The sequence below is a fragment of the Pseudomonas sp. zfem004 genome (genome assembly GCF_032621715.1).
In the GTDB taxonomy this organism is placed as follows: Bacteria; Pseudomonadota; Gammaproteobacteria; order Pseudomonadales; family Pseudomonadaceae; genus Aquipseudomonas; species Aquipseudomonas sichuanensis.
Map to the genome: position 1 here is coordinate 24,928 of NZ_JAVYJF010000033.1, position 21,553 is coordinate 46,480.

The following is a 21,553-nucleotide window of genomic DNA, read 5'->3' on the forward strand; positions in this document are numbered from 1 at the left end:
TGCTCCTTCAAAGATTGCGCGCAATGACCATGCGCTGAATGTCGCTGGTGCCTTCGTAGATCTGGCAGACCCGCACATCGCGGTAGATGCGCTCCAGCGGGAAGTCGCTCAGATAGCCATAACCACCGAGCGTCTGCAAGGCATCCGAACAGACCTTTTCGGCCATTTCCGAGGCGAAAAGCTTGGCCATCGAAGCCTCCACCAGCGCCGGGCGCCCGGCATCGCGCAGGGCCGCGGCATGCAGCACCATCTGCCGGGCCACGGCAATTTTCGTCGCCATGTCGGCCAGGCGGAAGGCCACGGCCTGGTGCTCGATCAGCGGCTTGCCGAAGCTCTGGCGTTCGTTGGCGTAGTCGCGGGCCACCTCGAAGGCGGCGCGGGCCATGCCCACCGCCTGCGAGGCGATGCCGATGCGCCCGCCTTCGAGGTTGGCGAGGGCGATCTTGTAGCCCTGCCCTTCTTCACCCAGGCGATTGGCCACCGGCACCCGCACATTGTCGAAGACGATCTGACAGGTGTCGGAGGCGTGCTGGCCGAGCTTGTCCTCGACCCGCGCCACCTGGTAGCCGGGGGCATCGGTGGGCACGATGAAGGCGCTGATGCCACGCTTGCCGGCATCAGGGTCGGTGACGGCGAAGACGATCACCACACCGGCGTTCTGCCCGGAGGTGATGAACTGCTTACTGCCGTTGAGCACGTAATGGTCGCCGTCCAGGCGCGCACGGGTCTTCAGGCTGCTGGCGTCGGAGCCGGCCTGGGGTTCGGTCAGGGCAAACGCGCCAAGCATTGCACCCGTGGCCAGCGGCGTGAGGAACTGCTGCTTTTGCGCCTCGCTGCCGAACTTGAGGATCGGCACGCAACCCACCGAGTTGTGCACGCTCATGATGGTCGAGCAGGCACCGTCACCTGCGGCGATTTCTTCCAGGGCCATGGCGTAGGCCACATAGCCCGTATCGCTACCACCGTACTGCTCCGGCACCAGCATGCCGAACAGGCCAAGCTCGGCCATTTCCTCGATCGCCTCCTTGGGGAAGCGATGCTCCTTGTCCCATTGCTCGGCGAACGGTTTCAAGCGCTCCTGGGCGAAAGCACGCACGGCGTCGGCGATCTGTTGTTGCTCGTCAGTTACCAACATGGCTCACCTCAGTACAGGCATTCGACGGCCATGGCCGTGGCCTCGCCACCGCCGATGCAGATGGCCGCCACGCCACGGCGCAGGTTGTTCTGGCGCAGAGCCGACAACAGGGTCACCAGGATGCGTGCGCCCGAAGCGCCGATCGGGTGGCCCAGGGCACAGGCGCCGCCGTGGATGTTGACCTTGTCGTGGGGCAGGTCGAGGTGCTTCATGGCGGCCAGGGTGACCACGGCGAAGGCCTCGTTGATCTCGAACAGGTCAACCTCCGCCAGGTCCCAGCCGGTGCGTTTCATCAGCTTGTCGATGGCGCCGATGGGGGCGGTGGGGAACAGCGCCGGGGTGTCGGCGAAAGCCGCGTGACCGTGGATCACCGCCAGCGGCTTGAGGCCGCGTTTCTCGGCCTCCGAGCGACGCATCAGCACCATGGCCGCGGCGCCGTCGGAGATCGAGCTTGAGTTGGCAGCGGTCACGCTGCCGCCTTCGCGGAAGGCCGGCTTGAGCTGCGGGATCTTGTCCAGGCGCGCCTTGGGCGGCTGTTCGTCATCCTTGATGATGCGTTTTTCCCTGCCCTCGGTGACTTCCACCGGCACGATCTCGGCAGCGAAGCGGCCGTTGTTGATGGCGTCCTGCGCCCGGGTCAGCGAGGCGATGGCGAAGTTGTCCTGTGCCTCGCGGCTGAATGCGCCGTTCTGCGCGCAGTCCTCGGCGAAGGTGCCCATCAGCCGGCCCTTGTCGTAGGCGTCTTCCAGGCCGTCCATGAACATGTGGTCGATGATCTTGCCGTGGCCCATGCGGTAGCCGCCACGGGCCTTGTCCAGCAGGTAGGGCGCATTGGTCATGCTCTCCATGCCACCGGCGACGATCACCTCGGCGCTGCCGGCCAGCAGTTGGTCATGGGCCAGGATCGCCGCCTGCATGCCCGAGCCGCACATCTTGTTCAGGGTGGTGCAGGTGGTGTGCTTGTCCAGGCCGGCGCCCAGGGCGGCCTGGCGTGCCGGGGCCTGGCCTTGCCCGGCGGGCAGCACGCAGCCGAACAACACCTCCTGGACACTGGCGGCATCGATACCGGCGCGCTCCACGGCGGCGCGGATCGCCGCGCTGCCCAGCTGCGCCGCGGTCAGGCTCTTGAGGTCGCCCTGCAGGCCGCCCATGGGCGTGCGCACGGCGCTGACGATTACGATCGGGTCATTGGCGAGGGTCATGTTCATTGCTCCTTATTTGGCAGCCATGCGCAGCGCGCCGTCGAGGCGGATCACCTCGCCGTTGAGCATGCTGTTCTCGATGATGTGGCGGGCCAGCGCGGCGTATTCCTGCGGGCGGCCCAGGCGCGGCGGGAATGGCACCCCGGCAGCCAGGGACGCGCGCACTTCCTCGCTCATGCCGGCCATCATCGGGGTTTCGAAGATGCCCGGGGCGATGGTCATCACGCGGATGCCAAAGCGCGCCAGTTCACGGGCAGCCGGCAGGGTCAGGCTGGCGATCGCGCCTTTGGACGCGGCATAGGCGGCCTGGCCGATCTGGCCGTCGTAGGCGGCAATCGAGGCGGTGTTGATGATCACCCCACGCTCACCGCCTTCGTCGGCCTGGCCCTCGGCCATGGCCGCGGCAGCCAGGCGCAGCAGGTTGAAGCTGCCGATCAGGTTGACGTTGATGACCTTGGCGAAGCTGCCCAGGGTGTGGGGGCCGTTCTTGCCCAGCACTTTCTCGGCGCCGACGATGCCCGCGCAGTTGACCAGCCCGTGCAGGCTGCCGAAAGCGCTGACGGCAGCCTCGACCGCCGCCTGGGCGGCCTGCTCGTCGCTGATGTCGGCCACCGCGAAGCGGGCGTTGTCGCCCAGCTCACGAGCCTTGGTCTCGACGGCGGCGGCGTTCAGGTCGACCAGCATCACTTTGGCGCCGGCTTCGATGAGCATCTGCGCGGTGGCGGCGCCCAGGCCCGAGGCCGCGCCGCTGACGATGAAGTGCTTGTTCTGGATATGCATGTCGGGTTTCCTTCAGGCGCCCGCAGCGATCGGCTGCGCGGCTTGTTGTTTGGCGATTTCCTGGTTGCGCAGGATGAAGCGTTGCAGCTTGCCGCTCGGGGTCTTGGGCAGCTCGCCGACGAATTCGATTTCACGCGGGTAGGCGTGGGCGTACAGACGTTGGCGCACATGCTGGCGTAGGGTGTCTTCCAGCTCCGGGCCGGCATCGAAGCCCTTGGCCAGCACCACGAACGCCTTGATCAGCTCGGTGCGCTCGGGGTCGGGCTTGCCGATCACCGCAGCTTCAATCACCGCCGGGTGTTCGATCAGCGCGCTCTCCACGTCGAACGGGCCGACTCGGTAACCGGAGGTGGTAATCACATCGTCGCTGCGGCCGACGAAACTGATGCTGCCGTCCTGGTTGAGCTCGACGGTGTCGCCGGACAGGTAGTACTTGCCGACGAATGCCTTGGTCGGCAAGCCGTGATAGCCGGCGAACCAGCACAGCGGCGACTGCTCGCGGTCCACCGCGAGGATGCCTGGCTGGCCGGCGGGCAGCTCAACGCCCTGCTCGTCCAGCACCACGATGCGGTGGCCGGGGATGGCGAAGCCAGCCGACCCCAGGTGCACCGGGTGCTCCAGCGCGTGGTGATTGCACAGCACCATGCCCAGTTCGGTCTGGCCGTAATGGTCGTGAATGGTCACGCCCAGCTCGTCGGCGAACCAGCGGATCACTTCCGGATTGAGCGGCTCGCCGGCGCTGCTGACCACCCGCAGGCGGCCCTTGATCGGGTCGGCGAACGCCTTGCCCGCCGCAATCAGCAGGCGGTACGCGGTGGGCGAGCCGGCGAGGTTGGTGATACCAAGCTTGTCGATGAGCCGCGCACAGCTTTCGACGCTGAACGGCCCATCGTAGAAGGTGGTGGCATGGCCGAGCGACAGCGGGCCAGTGACGGCGTAATACAGGCCATAGGCCCAGCCTGGGTCGGCCAGGTTCCAGAAATTGTCGCTGGGGCGCAAGTCGATGGCGTCGCGCATGTAGCCCTGGAACGCGACGATGGCCCGCAGCGGCACCTCCAGCGGTTTCGCCGGGCCGGTGGTGCCCGAGGTGAACATCAGCAGGAAAGGGTCGTCGCCGCTGCGCATCACCGGCTCGCAGAAGCTTTGCGTCGCCGCCAGCGCCTCATGAAAATCCACCTCGCCGGCGCGCGCGCCGACGGTGATGAGCGTCGGGCAGTCCGCCACTTCGTCCAGCTTGGCGCGGTTGAGGCGATCGGTGACCACCACGCGGGCGTGGGACTGCTCAAGGCGATGCTCGATGGCCTTGGGCCCGAACGCGGTGAACAGTGGTTGGTAGACCGCGCCAAGGCGCCAGGTGGCCAGCACGGTCACCAGCAGCTCCGGGGTACGCGGCAGCAGCCCGGCGACCCGATCCCCGGGCACCACGCCCTGGGCCTTGAGCACATTGGCAAAGCGTGCGGCCAGATCACGCAACTGGTCGAAGCTGTAGCGCGCACCGTTGCCGTCGCGGTCTTCCCAGATCAGCGCAGGCCGTTCGCTGCCGGTATGACGGTCGCAGCATTCGACACAGGCATTGAGGGCAGCGAGGTCGCCATGCAGCGCCGCGCTGGCGGCCTGGGCATGGTCGAACGAACGAATGGCCTCGGCGTAATCGCGCATCGTCGGACTCCTGGTTTTTTGTTGTTGGAGTGGCACCATCGGTCCGACGATGTTCGCGCCGCCCCGGCAAGGCGGCAATGGCCAAAGCTGTCAATCTGGATGACCGGTTTGGCCGCAGCCAGACTCAACCGTGGCCGCGCTCCCAGCCCAGCAGGAACTCGCGGCTCAACTGCAGCATCAGCGCCTGCACATCCGATGCCTTTTCGATCCGCAAGGTGTCCAGGTTCAACGCGAATGCCTCGCTGGTCAGCTCCGCGCGGCGCTGCTCGAGCACCGCTTCGCGGGCGGTGTAGACCTGGTCGAGCAACTCGAAGGCCTGGGGGCGGCTGCCTCGCAGGTAGCGTTGCCAGAACGTTCGCTGGCTCAGGTGTTCGGCCAGCCGGGCCGGAGTCTCTTCGTCGAGTATCCGCCGTCCCATCTCGTCCACTTGCGCATCGCTGACTTGCGCCACCTCGGCATAGAGCATGTGCCCGGGCTGGTAGGGCAGGCCCAGGCGCTGACGCAAGCGCACGCGGTAGGCCAGGTCCACCGCCACCTGGTCGACACGCCGACCGATGCTCAAGCGCCGGGTAATGTCGCGGCGAACCAGTAGATCTAGACACTCCAGACGGTACAGGCCACGCCCCAGGCTGAACAGCTGGGCGCCACGCTCGGCGCCGCCGGCGCCCTCGGCACGGGCGATCGCCGCCTGCACCAGCAGCTCGCTGAAACGCCCGGCAACACTGTTTTCGCAGGTCAGTGGCTGAGCGGCCCTGGCGAAGACGTCCTGGCGCAGTTCCGGTAGTTGCGCCAGGCTGTCGAGCAGCGCCGACACCTGCTCGCCCAGATGCACCTTGGCCTGGGCATGGTCGGCGGTGTATTCCAGGCGGCCCAGCAGTTCGAACAGCCCATCGCTGCCCGGCATCACCGCGAGGCGGTCCCATTGCGCGGCCTGCGCGGCGCTGTCGCCAGCACCTGCCAGCCACAGCGCGCGGGTTCGCGCCGGTTCCACCCGGTACGTCGGTTCAGGCGGGTGCAAGTGCTCCTGCATCTGGTCGAGGGCAAACAACGCCTGCACATCCGCCCTGCGCAGCGGATTGCCCTGCACCAGGTAGGCACGGCGATAGGCCAGCGGCATCTGCAACACCACCGCCGGGATGCTTTCGATCCGGTTGTTGCGCAAGTCGGCGCGCTCGAGGAAACCACACAGTTCGATCCTCTCCGGCCACGCAGTGAGCCGGCAGTCTCGCAGGTTCAGGACCTTGAGCTGCGGCAACTGGTGATAATGCATCACCAGCGTTCCGATGGGGTTGTAGCTCAAGTCGAGGTGTTCGAGCGTGGGCCGACCCGCCAGCGCTTCGACGGCGTCGAGATCGAGGCGGATGTTGTTGTGGGCCAGGCGCAACCTGCGCAGTGCCGGCAGGTAGTCGATACCCGGCGGGACACCGAGCAGGTTGTTGTTGCTCATGTTCAACTCGCGCAGCTCGCTGAAGCAGCGCAGGAAATCCACTGGCACCACCGAGACCGGTGTCTCGCACAGCGTCAATGCCACGATTCGAGAAAAATCCACCTGGGGCGGCAACGCGGGCAAGGTGTGCACGCGCAGGTTGCTCAGGTCCAGGCGCTGACCAAGGAGCTGACCGTCCTCGCTCATCACCGGCTCGCCCTGCAGGCGCCAGGCCCGCCTAATACGCTCGGCGAAACGACGGCGCACGACCTTGGCGGCGTCACTGAGCTCGGCGCTGATCCAGCGTTCCAGATAGAGATCGAGCTGGGCATAGTCATCCTCGAGCTGCGTCAGCAACTGAAAGGCAGGTCCCTCTTGCTGTAGCAGGCGCGCAAGCTCTTCATCCAGCTGCCGGTCATTGAGTCCTTGGTAGAGCGCGCGCAACCGACTGCGCAGGATCCCCCCCGGTGCGGCGGCGGGTTCGCCGCGACCACTGAGCGCATAACCCACCCGTCCGTCCGGCAGGCGCCGCCCTGGGTTGAACCACGCAGCTTCCTCACGCCAACCCAACAGCCGCAGGCGCCCGCGTGGCGTCGTGGGCAACTGGCGTTGCAACGCTTCACGCAGCTGGCGCGACGGATCATCGGCAGTCAGGCCCAGCCGGGCCTGCTCGGTGGGTGTCAGCAGCGCCACGATGGCCTGGAAAATGCCGCCGGGCGCTTCGACGGGCCGCTCCAGTTCACGTCCCTGGCTATCGAAGAGACGGAACCGGCCATGGCCGTACACCAGGGTCGTGCGGGTCTGAGGTGCGGCCTGAGGGTCAATGATGGCTATCAGGCGACCACTTTCCGAACCTTGGCGCAGTTCGATGTTCACCGAACCCGGCCATTGCGGCAGGCGCGACAACAGGCTGAACACCAGTTCGCCGCAGCCGTCACTGTAACTGCTGTCCAGAAACAGTCCTTCGACTGCCCGACTGAGGTTGGCCGACTGCAACAGCGAGCGAGCCTTGAGCGCCAAGCTCAGGGGCAGGCGCGATTCGGCTTCTGCCAAGGCCCGCTGTGGTGGCTCGGTCTGCTGTGCCAGGGTGTCGACATAAGCGTCGGGCAAGCCAGGGAAATCGCGTCGGATCACCCTTTGCAAGGCATTGTCCGGCGATTGCACGGCGCTCAGGTGCTTCAGCAAGGGGCCGCGCAACTCGGGCTCGCGAAGCAGTAGTATCTGCCGCAGCGCCTGCTCATCCAACCCGGCCATCGAGGGCTGGCTCAGGCACCAGCCCTCGATGGCCGGGTCTTCAATCGATACCGTTTCACCGCGCAGGCTGGCGTAGAACCGCTCGATCCGCGCCTCGGCAGCGAAGCGTCGAACGGTGTCGCGCAAGTTGACCGGAGGGGTTCGGCCCTCCACCAGCAACCCGCGCAGTTCGTCGCCATCCATCCCGGCCACCTGCAGAACTTGCGCGGCCCGCCGGGCATCCAGCGGCTGCTCTTGCGGCCACAATCTGTCGAGCATGCGTGCGTTGTCGTCCCATTCGAGCGCACGCTCGTGGCTCAACCGCCATCCACGTCCACCATCGTGAAACACCGCCGGAGCAAACGCCTGTTGCCGGCGCGGGTGGCGCAGACGCCAAGGCCCATGCGCCATGGGACGCTGCACTTGGTAGTAGTGACCGTCTATCCGTAGCCAGCGCCGCGATCCGGCGCCGTGCATCCCGTCGTCCAGCAGCTGGGTGTCTTCGGGGTAGTCCCGATACACGCTCAGATCGCTGGACCACAGCCGATCACCGGCTTCTGCCCGGACCGGCTCCAGCCCGTCGACGAAGGCGCTGCGGGTGAAGCCCCGGGCGACGATGCCGGCACCGCCCGCCACCGCCGCGGCCACCGCAGTGGTCTCGGCCACGCCCAGCAGATGCTCCAACGCTTCATGCTGATGGCCGTGATACCAGTCGGCTGCCCCTTCATACACTTCGGACAGGACCTGCACCACCAACTGCCCAAGCAACAATTCGCCAACCCCGGGAATGAACAGGCCAGCCAGGTTGAGCAAGGTCCAGCCCGCCGTTTGCCAGGCGTCCAGTCGCGCCTTGGCCGCCGCGCGGTCGGCCTCGACGCTGGGTACCAGCAGGCGCCGGGCATCGTCCTTGATCCGGCGCACCTGTTGCTCGACCAAGCCGTTGAACACATCGCCCACCGGGTCGCTGCGCGTCGGCTGCAGGTCGGGGGCCGGATCCTGCAGACGGCCGGCGAGCTGCCTCACGAAAGCGGCGCGCTCGTCCAGGCTGACCAGCTGGCAGAAGTACTGAGCGAACCCCGGTTGACGCAACTCCTCGGCCAACCCTCTGTTCAGGTGCGCCCAAGACGCATATTTGCGTAATGCCCGCTGCGGGTCGCTGGGCAGGTAGAGCATCAGCCCACGTTCTTCGCCCTGGCCAGCATTGAACTCGACGATCAAGGCATCGGCGATCGAACGCCCCAGCACTCTCAGCAGCCCGCGCCCATGGCGCAGCCCCAGCGTGTCCAGCGCCTTGTTGCTGTCGGCCACTTCACTCAGGGCGATCTGCTCGAACGCCGTGATATCTCCCTTGAGCGCGGCGATCTCGATGGACAACCTGAGCCCGGCACGCTTGCCATCGCTGAGCAAGGCCAGGGTCGGCGGGTTGAAGACACGCTCGAGCAGTGCCTGGTAATGGCGGCCAGCATCCAGCTCACGGCAGTCGGCGACCAACCGCTGGGTATCACCGGACAACACCTGGAAGGTGCCCTGGGCCACCAGCCCGCTGCCGTCGAAGAACGAAGCGTCCTTAGGGAAGTTCTGCATCAGCCTCAGCAACCCTGCCTGGCGTCGATAGTGCGGGCCGTAGATGGGCCAGCCAGTGCCGGGCATCCGCTCGATGCGGGGTGTCACCTCCAGCCATTGCAGACGCTCGATGCCCTCGCCGGCAGGCAGGCGATCGACCAGCAGCGTGTTCATGCGCTCCTGGGCGAAGCGCTGCAATGGGATCAGCTCCACGGTGGCCGCGCGCAATCGGTCCAGTTGCTGGCGGTGGGCGTTGAATCGGTCACGCAGGCGGTTGATCTGCGCGGGTGAGGCCTGTCTCAGCCAGGCGGGCAACTGCGCACCGATCAAGTCATCGGTCGCATGGGTGATTTTCGCCAGGGCCGATGGCGCTTGGAGAAGGCTTTCAGAGGAAGTCATGGCAGTCCCTTGCTGGTTATGGAAGCCACCAGACTGCCGCCCGGCGGCGTGCGACAGCAGAGGGAAAGACACGCCAGTCAGCCCCGCAAGCCGGCACCGCCGGCCCCGGGGCGGATTGCTTGTCAGTCAGTACCGGGCAGATGCGCCTGCAGTGCTTCGCGGGTCAGACGCAACATCAGTGCCTCTTCCCCTTCGGCGTGGCGCGTCCTCAACGTATTGGCGGCTTGCACGTACTGCGCTTCAGTGACCTCCTCGGCATGGTAACGCTCGTCCAGCCGCGTCATCTGCTCCTGCAATGGCTCCAACGCTGACTCGAAGCTGTCGGCGTGAGTCTGGCGCAGGTAGGCCTCCCAGAAGTCGCGCTGGCTGATGTACAGCGCCAACGCCTCGACGTCAGTCTCGGCCGCGCGCACGACGCGCTCGGCATCATCGAGTTGCGGCTCGCCCACATAGGCCATGGCCCTGAACTGCATGGTCCGGGGCTGGCCCGGCAGCCCCAGTCGATCGGCCAGGCCGATGCGGTAGGCCAGGTTGACTTCCACTTCATCGACCGATTCGGCAGGGTAATCCTGGTGCAGCTGACGCTCGACGCGCGGCAGGTCGGCCCTGGCATAGGCATTGAGCTGATCCAGGCGATACAGCCGGCGGGCCATGCCCAGCCGCCGCTCCTGCGCCTGGGCGGCCGTGGCGCCGGCCAATTCCTGGGTCATGAACACCCGGACCTCAAGATTGCTGAAGCAGGCGATCACGCTGTCCACACAGGTGCGCCCGGACGCCGACAGGTCGAACAGCTCGCGGCGCACCTCACCGTGGACAAGCGCGGCTTCGATCATGTTCCACACCCGGTGCCCGAGGTCTTCGCGGGTCTCACGGTAGTCGCTGGTGCCGACCAGCTCGGCGAACAGCTGGAACAGCGCTTCGCCGCCCGGCTCCGCCGCCAGGTTGTCCCACTGCCCTGCCCGCTCGTCGCGCAACGTCTCGTCCTCGCCGCCCACCCAGATATCCCTGGCCTGTTCGACGCTGATGGTCCGTGAAGGGTGCGCCGTGGCGCCTTGCTCGGGAATGACCGGAAGGACCATGGGCTGGCGCTGCCCATCGAGTTGCAACAGGCGCATCTGCGTTTCGGCGGACAGCGGATTGCCCGCCAGCAGCAAGGTCTGCCTGAACTCGTGGGTCGCCTCGAAGATCTCGGGCTCAAGGCCGGCGATCAGGTTGTCGCGCAGGTCGGCCATCTCCAGGAACGGGCACCACAACAGCCGCCGCGGCAGGCGATGCAGTTGGCAGCGGCGCATGATCAGCTCGCGCAGGCGATGCAGATGGTCGACGTCCAGCGTGACATTGCCCAGCGGGTTGCGGCTCAAGTCCACCACCCGCAACTGCCCCAGCGTGCTGAACAGCGGCCCGGTCAAGCCGCCCATGCGAATGCGGTTGTCATTCAGGCGCAACTCGAAGAGCCGCGTCATGCTGCCAAGTTGCTCGGGAAAGCGGGTCAGGTGATTGTTGCTCAGGTTGCACCAGCGGGCATAAGGGAATCGCTGCAGGAACACCTGGGGCAGCGCTTCGAGCCCCAGATGAGTCAGCACCAGGTCGGTGACATGAGGGAAACTCACGCCCTCAGGTAGTTCGGGCAACGTCTGCACAGGGACGCCGATGATGCTCAGGCGCATGCCATAGTCGACACCGCGCCGATTGACCAGGCGCTCGCCCTGGTGGCGCCAGCAACGGCGCAGCTCATCGCCGACTTGTCGCCGCGCGACCTCCTGCGCCGGCACTTGCGCCTCCCACTCACGCAGTGCCTGGGCCAGGCGCTGGTAAGTCGCCTCCTCGCGCAGCAGGCGGGTGAGCGCCGCCTCGGTCGACTGGCGGAACTGCGCCAGGTAAGTCTCGACTTCGGCCTGGTCGAAACCAGGGTACAGGGCACGCACCCGATCACGGAACAAGGTTTCGGCCGAGGACGCCAGGTCTTGGCCGCACAGCAGGTAGCCCACCCGCCCATCCGGCAGCCTGCGGCCGGGATTGAACCAGGCATCGTGCTGACGCAGGCCCAACTGGCTGGCGATACGGCGCCGCGAATCGGGCAGCCAGGCGCGCAGGTCGGCGCGCAGCGTGAGCCAGCCCTGCGCGCCATCCCAGCCCAGGCGCTCGCGGTCGGCCAGTGGCAACACCGCCAGCAACGCCTGCTCCCAACTGTGCGGCGCAGGCACCTCGACCGTCGAGGCACGCCCATCGTTGTACAGCCGGAACTGGCCATTGCGCCGGACCAGCGTGGTGACACCCAGCTGTCGGTCTTCAGGGTGGATCATCGCCAGTCGCCGCCCGTGTTCGCTGCCTTCGCGCAGCTCCAGGTTGACACGGTTGGGCCAGCCAGCCCTGGACGAGAGCAGGCCGAACACCAGGTCGAGGGTTTCGGCCCGATAACCGTTGTGCAGGTAGAAGCCCTCCAGCGCACGCGTGAGCCGTGCTTCCTGAAGCAACGCGCGAGCTTTCTCGGCCAGGTCCAGTGGGATCCTCTGCTCATCGGCCATACGCACACGCTCGGCCTCGCTCGCCTGCCTAAGCACGGCACTGGCATAGGCATCGGGCAGGCCGGGAAAATCGCGTTTTATCAGGTTGCACAGCGGGTCCGGGGCCAGGTAACGGGTGGAGAAATGCTCCAGCAGTAGTTCGCGCAGCAGCGACTCATCGTCCAGCACCGCCTGGCGCTGCCCGCCCTCGTCCATCCCGTGACTGTCCAACTGCGTCAGGCACCAGTCGAAATAAAGGTTACCCGAGGCAGACACCTGGCCCTGGTGCAGCTGGACGAACAACGCGTCTACACGGGCATCCACCTCGAAGCGCTCCAGCGTGTCACGCAAGGTAACCGGCAACGCGCGGCCCTCCACCAGCAAGCCTCGCAAACCGTCCTCGTCGACACCCGCCACCTTGAGCATGGCGTCGATGCGCTGGGCGTCGTACCCGACCGCCTTGGGCCACAGCACCTCGAGCATTCGAGCAGCCCCTTGCCACTCCAACGGCCTGGCGCTGCGCAGGCGCCAGGCCTGTTCACCGTTGAACTCCAGCTCCGGCCCATGGGCCTGCGCGCGCGAGGGGTGACGCAGCCGCCACGGCCCCTCTGGGCGCAGCTGGTGAACCTGGTAGAAGTGCCCTTCATGCCGCCACCACTGGCCCAGGCCATCGCTGAACAGGCCATTGCTGGCCAGGCGGGCGCCTGCGGGCAGCACCTCGACCCGATACGGCGCCAGGTCATCGGCCCACAAGCGGTGCTTCCCCTCCTCGACCGCGACGGGTTTCAGGCCGTCGACGAAGGCGCTGCCGGTAAAACGTCGCGCGGTCACGGCACCACCGACCACCAACGCATTGACGCTGACGGTCTCGGCAACATTGAGCATGTGCGCCAACGCTTCATGATCCCGCCCCTTGGCCCAGTCCGCGAAGCCTTCGTAGACCTCGCTCAAGGTTTCCTGAACCATCTTCGCCAACAGCAGCTCGCCGATGCCTGGCACGAAGAACGCCGCCAGGTTCAGGGCGGCCATGCCCGCCGCCTCGAACGCTTCGCGTCGCCGCCTGGAAGCCGCGACGTCAACGTCCGCCGTCGGCACCGCCAGCAATCGCGCATCTTGCCTGATGCGCTGGACATGCTGCTGGGCCAAGGCCCTGAACGGATCGATCCCACTGACCAATCCCTTGGGTTCCAGGTCCGGGCGCGTGTCGCCAGCGCGCGTGCGCAGCGTGGTGACGAAGGAAGCGCGTGCCATCAAACCGACGCGTGCGGCCAGATAAGCGCGCAGGACCGGCCGTTTCACCTGCTCACCCAGACGCTGCTTGAACTGCGCCCAGGATGCGTGCCATTCGAAGGCCCTGTCCGGCGCCTGCGGCAGGTAGGCAAGCAGCCCCACCACTTCGCTGCCCGCCTGGTCGTCCTGGAGCACGAACAGCAGTGCTCCATCGATCGGGCACCCCAACAGGCTGAGCCGCTGCACGCTCACATACCGGCTGCGTTCATCGCTGATCGTCTCGCCCTCACAAGCCTGGCGCACCAGGTTCAGGTCGGCTTCGCACAGCAGCTGCCGGAGTGCGGCGATCTCCGCCTCGACACCCAGCCCGAGGCGCAGGTCGTCAGCCAACCGGGCGACGAAATCGGCGTCGAGCCTTGCTTGCAGATGCGCCTGGTAACGCTGGCCGACATCCAGCACCCGGCATCGTGCCACCAGCGCCTCGAGGGATACCGACAATGGGCGCTCCGGCCCTGCGCCACCGTCATTTGCGACCTGCACCAGCTGGGTGCCCTCGAAGAAGCGCTGGGATGCCTCGAAGTTCTGCAGCAAGCGCTGCAAGGCCGGTTCACGCATGCTACTGCGGGTGATACGCCCACCCGCCATGCCCAGGTCGGGAAATGGCGACGGGTCTCGCTCGTAGCGCTGAAAAACCTCTTCCCACTGCAGGTTGCGCAGCGGCTGCGACACGCCAAGCTGGGTCGCCAACTGGTGCTCGAACAGCTGCGTGGCGAAGGCGTCGAGCGACTCGATGCCGCGCCAGGCCGCCTCCAGGTACTCCTGGCTGCGCCGGTGCGCCTGGAAGCGTCGACGTAATACGCGGACTTGCTCCGGGCTGGCGTTCTTCAGCCAATCGGGCAGTTGCGACGCGATGAAGTCATCGATGGCCGAGTCGATACGGGTGAGTTGCCTGTCTGGCATGAGGGTCACTCCCTGTGTGATGGAAGCGACCACGCTGCCCGTTCGGCGCGCGATCGGGCAGCGGGAAAGCTGTCCGCTCAGCCCAGGGCGCCGCCCTGCTGCGCCAGTGCCCGGTAGTGTCCGGGATTGCAGCCGAACCACTTGCGAAAAGCCTTGTAGAACGAGCTGCTATCGGCGAACCCCAGACGCTCGGCAACCTGCGCCAGCCCCAGGTCGGCCTCGGCCAGCCAGGTGATTGCCAGCTCACGGCGCACGCTGTCCTTGAGCCCCTGGTAGGTCTGCCCCTCCTCGGCCAGGCGCCGGCGCAAGGTGGAAGCCGACACGCAGAGGCTGGCCGCCAGCCGCTCGGCATCCGGCCAGGTGGCGGGGTCGAGGCTGCGCAAATGCGCACGCACGCGCCGCCCCAGGCTCTCGGGATCGCGGTACCTGACCAGAATGTTGCCCGGAGCCTCGGCGAGAAAGCGCCGCAGCTCATCGTCGTTGCGCTTGAGCGGCAGGTCCAGGCAGTCGGCGGCGATGATCATGCGCGTGCGCGGGCGGTCGAACTGCAGGTTCTCGGAGAACATCACCCGATAGTCGTCGCAGAACGGCGGCTCGGGGCAGCGCAGGTCGATGGCCAGGATCGGGATGCGCCGCCCGGCCAGCCAGCAGGCCACGCCGTGGACGATCATCCAGAAGGTGAAGTAGGTGAAGGCGCGGCGGGGCTCGTCACGGGGTTCGTTGATGACGATCTCTGCCAGGCTCTGCTGACGCACCAGCCCCGGCTGCAAGTCTTCGAGCATCAGGCCGAGGAAATCCAGGGCGGTGCGCAGGCCTTCGGCCAGGGTCGGCTGAGCCATGGCCGCCCGGCACAGGAACGCCAGGCTGCCGCTGCGCAGGCCGCGCGGGTCCATGGCGAAGAATTCGTCGTTGCAGCGTCGCGCCAGCAGGCGCCACAGCTGCGCATAGGACTCGGCGCTGACCCGCGCCTGCGGCAGGTCCAGCTGCGTCGCGTCGATCCCGGCGCGGGCCAGCAGGGCCGCGTCCGGCTCCCCCGCCGGGCAAGTCTGCAACAGTGCCTCACGCACCAGTTGCATGGAGATGGTGTCTTTCTCGCTCATCGAGTGTCCGTCGTGCTCTGTGCCGGCCATCTTAAAGCCTGTCAGACGCTGGCGGCCAGGCCGAGGAACGCCTGGATCAGGCGCAGTTCGCGGCGCCGGTCCAGGCAGCCGATCATGTGTTGGTTGACCAGGCCCGCACCGCTCAAGGGGCGCGCCACCACCCGTGGATCATGGGCTACCTCGGTGGACGACACCACGCCGATACCCAGCTCGGCGGCCACGGCCTCGGTGACCGCCTCTCGGCTGTCCAGTTCCAGCAGCACCCGTGGCTGCACACGGCCCTCGGCACAGGCCTTGTCGAAGGTGCGCCGGGTGGTCGAGCTTGGCTCGCGCAAGACCATGATCTGCTTGTCCAGTTCGGCCAGCGGCAGGTCGCCGTCGGCCTTGGCCCAGGCATGCCCCACCGGCAACAGTGCACACAGGCGCGACTCGCACAGGCTCTGCAGGTGCAGGCCCTTGCGCGGCTCGATCTCGGTCAGCACCGCGACATCGGCATGTTCGGACAGCAACGCCGCCAGGGTCTCCTGGGCATTGCCCAGGCGCAGGTTGACGGTGATGCCGGGGTAGCGCTCGCGCAGCAACGCCAGCATCGGCATGACCCGGTGCGGCCCGTCGGCGGCCACCTCCAAGCGCCCGGTCAGCAACTGGCGGTTGGCCTCGAGCATCGCCTGGGCTTCCTCGGCCAGGCCGAACATGGCCCGGGTGATGGCCGCCAGCCGAGTGCCCTCCTCGGTCAGCTCGACCCGCCGCGCGGTGCGCCGCAGCAAGGTGATCTGGTAGTGCTCCTCCAGCGCCTTGACGTGCCCGGTGACCGCCGGCTGGCTGATGAACAGGCGCTCGGCGGCGCGGGTAAAGCTGCCCTCACGGGCCACGGCATCGAAGGCGCGGAGCTGGAACAGGTTCATATCTATCGGCCTGACTTATGGCTGGCATAACAACAAACAATTTGAATGATGGACTGGCGAATTGCAACCTAGCCCCCATAAGTTTCCAGCCCACCGCATGTGAGGAACCACGGAATGAGCAACGCCCCGATCCTGCTGACCCCCGGCCCCCTGACCACCTCGATCCGCACCCGCCAAGCCATGCTGGTGGACTGGGGCTCCTGGGACCGCGACTTCAACCAGCTGACCGCCAGCGTGTGCGAACAGCTGCTGGCGATCATCGACGGTGCCGCCAGCCACCACTGCGTGCCCCTGCAAGGCAGCGGCACCTTCGCCGTCGAAGCAGCCATCGGCACCCTGGTACCGCGTGACGGCAAGGTGCTGGTGCTGATCAACGGCGCTTATGGCCAGCGCCTGGCGAAGATCTGCAAGGTGCTGGGCCGCCAGTACAGCACCTTCGAAACCGCCGAGGACCAGCCGACCACCGCCGAGGACGTCGACCGTCTGCTGGCCGCCGACCCGAGCGTTACCCACGTGGCGCTGATCCACTGCGAGACCAGCACCGGCATCCTCAACCCGCTGCCCGAGATCGCCCAGGTGATCAAGCGCCACGGCAAACGCCTGATCATCGACGCCATGAGCTCGTTCGGCGCGCTGCCCATCGATGCCCGTGAAGTGCCGTTCGAGGCGCTGATCGCAGCGTCCGGCAAATGCCTTGAAGGCGTACCGGGGATGGGCTTCGTTTTCGCCGAGAAAAACGCGCTGGCCGCCGCCGAAGGCAACGCCCATTCCCTGGCCATGGACCTGCAGGACCAGCACGCCTACATGGCCAAGACCGGCCAGTGGCGCTTCACTCCGCCGACCCACGTGGTCGCCGCGCTGCATGAAGCACTGCAGCAATACGTTGAGGAAGGTGGCCTGCCCGCCCGCCATCAGCGCTACGCCGACAACTGCAAGACCCTGCTCGACGGCATGGCGAAGATCGGCCTGCAGAGCTTCCTGCCCGCCGAGATCCAGGCGCCGATCATCGTCACCTTCCATGCCCCGAAAGACCCGCGCTACCAGTTCAAGGACTTCTACGAGCGGGTCAAGGCCAAGGGTTTCATCCTCTACCCGGGCAAGCTGACCCAGGTCGAAACCTTCCGCGTCGGCTGCATCGGCGTGGTCGGCCCGGACGGCATGCAGGCCGCCGTCAACGCCGTGGCCGAAGTGCTGCGGGAAATGGAAGTGCTGGACATCTGACCCTCTGCTTACCCAACTTCAGGAAAACGCGCACATGAACTACAGCAACCCCACCCAGCTGCAAGCCGCCATCCTCGACTGGGCCGGCACCGTGGTCGACTTCGGCTCCTTCGCCCCTACCCAGATCTTCGTCGAGGCCTTCGCCGAGTTCGACGTACAAGTCTCCATCGAAGAGGCTCGCGGCCCGATGGGCATGGGCAAGTGGGACCACATCCGCACCCTGTGCGACGTGCCGGAAATCGCCGAGCGCTACCGCAAGGTGTTTGGCCGCACGCCCACCGACGATGACGTCACCGCCATCTATGAACGCTTCATGCCCCTGCAGATCGAGAAGATCGCCGTGCACTCGGCGCTGATCCCCGGTGCGCTGGACACCTTGACCGGCCTGCGCAAGGGCGGGCTGAAGATCGGTTCGTGCTCGGGCTACCCGAAGGTGGTGATGGACAAGGTGGTCGAGCTGGCCGCGCAGAACGGCTATGTCGCCGACCATGTGGTGGCCACCGACGAAACCCCGAACGGCCGCCCATGGCCGGCCCAGGCCCTGGCCAACGTGATTGCCCTGGGCATCGACGATGTGGCGGCGTGCGTGAAGGTGGACGACACCGTGCCGGGCATCCTCGAAGGCCGCCGCGCCGGGATGTGGACCGTGGCACTGGTGTGCTCCGGCAATGCCCTGGGCTTGACCTGGGAAGGCTACCAGGCGCTGAGCGCGGAGAAACTGGAGAGCGAGCGCAAGCGGATTCACCAACTGTTTGCCAGCTCGCGCCCGCACTACCTGGTCGACACGATCAATGAGTTGCCAGAGGTGATTGCCGATATCAACCGGCGGCTGGCCAAGGGTGAGATGCCGCAGGCGTTCTGACAGGTCGGTGTCGTATTCTTCGCGGGGCAAGTCGCAGCGGCGCACCGCCGCTCCCACGCATACCTTGCACGTGGGAGCGGGCTTGCCCCGCGATGGTTTTCGGCTCAAACCGCCCGATTCAACTTCACCCACGAGGCAAACTTGTCGATGAAGCCCTGCAAGAACGGCCGGGTCTTGTCACTCAACTTGCCACTGTCATCGAACAGCGTCGCCGCCCCGCCCAGATACGCCTCGGGCATCTGCAGGCAGGGCATGTCGAGAAACACCAGCGACTGGCGCACAGCGTGGTTGGCACCAAAGCCACCGATGGCCCCTGGCGACACACTCACCACCGCCGTCGGCTTGCCACTCCAGGCGCTCTGCCCATAGGGCCGCGAGCCCACGTCGATGGCGTTCTTCAAGCCACCGGGCACCGAACGGTTGTACTCGGGGGTGACGAACAGCACCGCGTCGCTACGGCGGATCTCGTCACGAAAACGCTTCCACGCCTCAGGCGGCGCCTCGGCCTCGACATCCTCGTTGTACAACGGCAAATCGCCGATCTCGACGATCCGCAGGGCAAGGCTGGACGGCGCCAGCTCAGACAGCGCGCGGGCCACCTTGCGGTTGTAGGAGTCCTTGCGCAAGCTGCCGACGACGACCGCTACCGAATAGACTTGGCTCATGGCGATGTGCTTCCTCTGCTGGAAAATGGGACCAGTTAGTTATAGATGACCGTTCCTCGGCCACCTGGGTTTTTTTCCATCCGCAGAAAAACTCCCAGCCGTTTCGCTGGTCTATGAGCTCAGACATTTCCCACATGATTCAGAGGGTTCCACCCAAAATGGCAGCAGTAATGGTCGGCCAGTTCCACGCCCGCGACGCCGAAGGCCGTATCTATCCCGTGCACGAGTTCCAGGAGTCGACGCTCCAGGCCGACGGCAGCACCCTCGGTGCACCCATCACCACCTACCGCCTGGCCATTGGCGACCGGGTCAACTACCTGGGCGAGGACCGTTTCTAGCTGGCCCAGACCGGCGTCGAGATCATTCGCATTCCTTGATGCAGTCGACCGTGTACGCCCCGTGCTCGTGCTGCAGGCCGTGCACATCGGCGACGAAGCCCGGGAAGCCCTGGTCGAAGGCCCGGGCGAATGCCAGGTAATCGAGGATCGAGCGGGTCGCCTCGGTGAACCGCTCGCCCGGCATGATCAGCGGGATTCCCGGCGGGTACGGCACCAGCATCACCGCCGCTACCCGGCCCAGCAGCTGTTCGATCGGCACCGCCTCCACCTCGTCCTTCACCATCCGGTCATACGCCTGGGCCGGGCTCATGGCCACCTCCGGCAGTTTGGTGAACAATCGCTTCAGCTGCTTGGCAGTGGCATTGGCGCGGTAGCAGTCGTGCAACTGCTGGCACAACTCACGCAGGCCCAGCCCCTGGTAGCGTGCAGGCTGCTCACTGACCACACTGGGCAGGCATTGCAGCAGCGACGTATTGCCATCGTAATGGCGCTTGAACTCCAGCAGCTCGGTGAGCAGGGTGCTCCACTTGCCCTTGGTGATGCCCATCGAGAACAGCACCAGGAAGCTGTACAACCCGGTTTTCTCCACCACCAGGCCGCGCTCCCAGAGAAACTTGCTGACCACTGCCGCCGGAATGCCGTGCTCACCCAGCACACCTCCGGCGTTGAGCCCAGGCATGACCAGGGTGACCTTGAGCGGATCGAGCAGCACGTAGTCGTGGGCCACCTCACCAAAGCCATGCCACTCGGCCCCCGGTTGCAACAGCCAGTCCGCTGCCGCCAGGCGCTGGGTGCCCTCGGTAGCCGGCGGCTGCCAGATGCTGAACCACCAATCCTCGGCGGCGATGTGCTCGCGCAGATTGGCCAGGGCCCGGCGAAAGCTCAGCGCCTCGTCGAACATCTCCTGCAGCAGCGAACGCCCGGCCGGGCCCTCCATCATCGCCGAGGCCACGTCCAGCGAGGCCAGGATGCTGTACTGCGGCGAGGTGGAGATATGCATCATGAACGCTTCGTTGAAGCGATCGCGGTCAAGCGCACGGCTGGCGCCATCCTGCACATGGATCATCGACGCCTGGCTGAAGGCGGCCAGCAGCTTGTGGGTGGAATGGGTGCTGAACAGCAAAGGTCCGTCGTCGGCCTTGGGCGTGCCCATGGCATAGCGGCCGGTGAAGAAATCGTGGAAGGCGGCGTAGGCGAACCAGGCTTCGTCGAAATGCAGCACCTCGACACTCGCGCCGAGGGCCTGCTTGATCAACCCCGCGTGGTAGCACAGCCCGTCATAGGTCGAGTTGGTCACCACCGCCAGCTTGATCTTTGCCGCCCGGCCCTGGGCCAGCGGATGGGCCTGGATCTTCGCCTGGATCGATTCGGCGCTGAACTCGCTGAGCGGGATCGGCCCGATGATGCCCTGTTCGTTGCGCTCCGGGCACAGGTAGATGGGGATGGCGCCGGTCATGATGATCGCGTGCACCACCGACTTGTGGCAGTTGCGGTCCACCAGCACCAGGTCATCGCGCCCGACCATGGCGTGCCAGACGATCTTGTTGGCGGTGGAGGTGCCGTTGATCACGAAAAAGGTATGGTCGGCGCCGAAGTTGTGCGCCGCGCGGGCCTCGGCTTCGGCCAGGGGGCCGGTGTGGTCGAGCAGCGAGCCGAGCTCGGGCACCGAGACCGACAGGTCCGAACGTAGGGTGTTCTCGCCGAAGAACTGGTGGAAGGCCTGCCCCACCGGGCTCTTGCGGTAAGCCACGCCACCGCCGTGGCCCGGTGTGTGCCAGGAATAGTTCGATTGCGCGGTGTGCTGCACCAGCGCCTTGAAGAACGGCGGCAGCAAGCCATCGAGGTAGTTGTGCGCCGCCCGGGCCACCTGGCGGGCAAGAAAGGGCACGGTGTCTTCGAACAGGTAGAGGATGCCGCGCAGCTGGTTGAGCTCGCTCATGGCTTCAGCGGGGGCGTTTTCCAGGGTGACCTGCTCACCCAGGGCGAAGATTGGCAGGTGCGGCGCACGCAGGCGGGCCAGGCGGATCAGCTCGGCCATGTGCTGCAGCAGGTGGTTGTTGTCGCCGGCCCCCTCGGCGCCGATCAGCATGCAGGCCAGCCCGTGGTGGGTGGCGGCGACCAGACGCGCTTCGGTGTAGTCGGCGGCGGCGAGGATGCTGAAGCCGTCCTGGGCCAGCTCGGCGGCGATGCCACGCACCCGCTCGCCGGCAACGCTGTCAGCTTTGATTGCCCGGTGGACGATGAGGATGGGGAACTTGAGGTCCTTGTACATCAGGCGGCTACCTCCGAAGGACAGATTGTCCCTTCAGGGTAGTCGAGGTGCTGACGCTATCGCGGGGSAAGCCCGCTCCCACGTGGGAGCGGGCTTGCC

The 21,553-nt window shown here is 66.3% G+C and carries 13 protein-coding genes; 3 read left to right on the plus strand and 10 right to left on the minus strand.

Features of this window, described 5'->3' with window-relative positions; genetic code table 11:
* Positions 1 to 7 precede the first annotated feature (7 nt).
* From RTH46_RS24710 to RTH46_RS24745, 8 genes are all read right to left on the minus strand, one after another.
* Positions 8 to 1,135 (minus strand): acyl-CoA dehydrogenase, encoded by a 1,128-nt coding sequence (locus RTH46_RS24710; RefSeq protein WP_316906857.1) that lies wholly within the window; start codon positions 1,133 to 1,135, stop codon positions 8 to 10.
* Positions 1,136 to 1,143: 8 nt separating this feature from the next.
* Positions 1,144 to 2,337: an acetyl-CoA C-acyltransferase gene (locus RTH46_RS24715; protein WP_153788139.1), complete on the minus strand. Its 1,194-nt coding sequence runs from the start codon at positions 2,335 to 2,337 to the stop codon at positions 1,144 to 1,146.
* Positions 2,338 to 2,349: 12 nt separating this feature from the next.
* Entirely contained in the window at positions 2,350 to 3,117 is a 768-nt protein-coding gene (locus RTH46_RS24720) for an SDR family NAD(P)-dependent oxidoreductase (protein ID WP_153788140.1), read from the minus strand.
* Between the two features lie 12 nt (positions 3,118 to 3,129).
* A complete protein-coding gene (locus tag RTH46_RS24725; protein WP_153788141.1) occupies positions 3,130 to 4,776 on the minus strand; it encodes an AMP-binding protein in 1,647 nt (548 codons plus the stop codon).
* A gap of 124 nt (positions 4,777 to 4,900) precedes the next feature.
* Positions 4,901 to 9,397 (minus strand): NEL-type E3 ubiquitin ligase domain-containing protein, encoded by a 4,497-nt coding sequence (locus RTH46_RS24730; protein ID WP_316906858.1) that lies wholly within the window; start codon positions 9,395 to 9,397, stop codon positions 4,901 to 4,903.
* 122 nt (positions 9,398 to 9,519) lie between these two features.
* Positions 9,520 to 14,091 carry an NEL-type E3 ubiquitin ligase domain-containing protein gene (locus tag RTH46_RS24735; RefSeq protein WP_316906859.1) on the minus strand — a complete coding sequence of 1,524 codons (4,572 nt, stop codon included), beginning with the start codon at positions 14,089 to 14,091 and terminating at the stop codon, positions 9,520 to 9,522.
* 77 nt (positions 14,092 to 14,168) lie between these two features.
* Complete coding sequence (locus tag RTH46_RS24740; RefSeq protein WP_279847069.1) at positions 14,169 to 15,191, minus strand: AraC family transcriptional regulator; 1,023 nt, start codon at positions 15,189 to 15,191, stop codon at positions 14,169 to 14,171.
* A gap of 41 nt (positions 15,192 to 15,232) precedes the next feature.
* Positions 15,233 to 16,096, minus strand: coding sequence for a LysR substrate-binding domain-containing protein (locus RTH46_RS24745; protein ID WP_316906860.1), 864 nt, complete (start codon positions 16,094 to 16,096; stop codon positions 15,233 to 15,235).
* A gap of 114 nt (positions 16,097 to 16,210) precedes the next feature.
* On the opposite strand from RTH46_RS24745, the gene RTH46_RS24750 reads away from it, so the two are divergent.
* Both RTH46_RS24750 and phnX read left to right on the plus strand, forming a co-directional pair.
* Entirely contained in the window at positions 16,211 to 17,317 is a 1,107-nt protein-coding gene (locus tag RTH46_RS24750; RefSeq protein WP_279847068.1) for a 2-aminoethylphosphonate--pyruvate transaminase, read from the plus strand.
* Positions 17,318 to 17,351: 34 nt separating this feature from the next.
* Positions 17,352 to 18,179 (plus strand): phosphonoacetaldehyde hydrolase, encoded by an 828-nt coding sequence (phnX, locus tag RTH46_RS24755; protein ID WP_316906861.1) that lies wholly within the window; start codon positions 17,352 to 17,354, stop codon positions 18,177 to 18,179.
* Positions 18,180 to 18,283: 104 nt separating this feature from the next.
* On the opposite strand, the gene RTH46_RS24760 is transcribed toward phnX, so the two are convergent.
* Positions 18,284 to 18,844, minus strand: a complete 561-nt coding sequence (locus tag RTH46_RS24760) for an NADPH-dependent FMN reductase (protein ID WP_153788151.1) — start codon at positions 18,842 to 18,844, stop codon at positions 18,284 to 18,286.
* Between the two features lie 158 nt (positions 18,845 to 19,002).
* Between RTH46_RS24760 and RTH46_RS24765 the strand changes: the two genes are divergently transcribed.
* Positions 19,003 to 19,182 (plus strand): hypothetical protein, encoded by a 180-nt coding sequence (locus RTH46_RS24765; RefSeq protein WP_316906862.1) that lies wholly within the window; start codon positions 19,003 to 19,005, stop codon positions 19,180 to 19,182.
* 22 nt (positions 19,183 to 19,204) lie between these two features.
* On the opposite strand, the gene RTH46_RS24770 is transcribed toward RTH46_RS24765, so the two are convergent.
* Positions 19,205 to 21,454 carry an Orn/Lys/Arg decarboxylase N-terminal domain-containing protein gene (locus RTH46_RS24770; RefSeq protein WP_316906863.1) on the minus strand — a complete coding sequence of 750 codons (2,250 nt, stop codon included), beginning with the start codon at positions 21,452 to 21,454 and terminating at the stop codon, positions 19,205 to 19,207.
* Between the last annotated feature and the right edge of the window lie 99 nt (positions 21,455 to 21,553).

Bases quoted from the DNA above. Each gene is read 5' to 3' on its own strand.
- RTH46_RS24710 (WP_316906857.1), bottom strand. From the start codon at position 1,135: ATGTTGGTAACTGACGAGCAACAACAGATCGCCGACGCCGTGCGTGCT.
- RTH46_RS24715 (WP_153788139.1), bottom strand. From the start codon at position 2,337: ATGACCCTCGCCAATGACCCGATCGTAATCGTCAGCGCCGTGCGCACG.
- RTH46_RS24720 (WP_153788140.1), bottom strand. From the start codon at position 3,117: ATGCATATCCAGAACAAGCACTTCATCGTCAGCGGCGCGGCCTCGGGC.
- RTH46_RS24725 (WP_153788141.1), bottom strand. From the start codon at position 4,776: ATGCGCGATTACGCCGAGGCCATTCGTTCGTTCGACCATGCCCAGGCC.
- RTH46_RS24730 (WP_316906858.1), bottom strand. From the start codon at position 9,397: ATGACTTCCTCTGAAAGCCTTCTCCAAGCGCCATCGGCCCTGGCGAAA.
- RTH46_RS24735 (WP_316906859.1), bottom strand. From the start codon at position 14,091: ATGCCAGACAGGCAACTCACCCGTATCGACTCGGCCATCGATGACTTC.
- RTH46_RS24740 (WP_279847069.1), bottom strand. From the start codon at position 15,191: ATGAGCGAGAAAGACACCATCTCCATGCAACTGGTGCGTGAGGCACTG.
- RTH46_RS24745 (WP_316906860.1), bottom strand. From the start codon at position 16,096: ATGAACCTGTTCCAGCTCCGCGCCTTCGATGCCGTGGCCCGTGAGGGC.
- RTH46_RS24750 (WP_279847068.1), top strand. From the start codon at position 16,211: ATGAGCAACGCCCCGATCCTGCTGACCCCCGGCCCCCTGACCACCTCG.
- phnX (WP_316906861.1), top strand. From the start codon at position 17,352: ATGAACTACAGCAACCCCACCCAGCTGCAAGCCGCCATCCTCGACTGG.
- RTH46_RS24760 (WP_153788151.1), bottom strand. From the start codon at position 18,844: ATGAGCCAAGTCTATTCGGTAGCGGTCGTCGTCGGCAGCTTGCGCAAG.
- RTH46_RS24765 (WP_316906862.1), top strand. From the start codon at position 19,003: ATGGCAGCAGTAATGGTCGGCCAGTTCCACGCCCGCGACGCCGAAGGC.
- RTH46_RS24770 (WP_316906863.1), bottom strand. From the start codon at position 21,454: ATGTACAAGGACCTCAAGTTCCCCATCCTCATCGTCCACCGGGCAATC.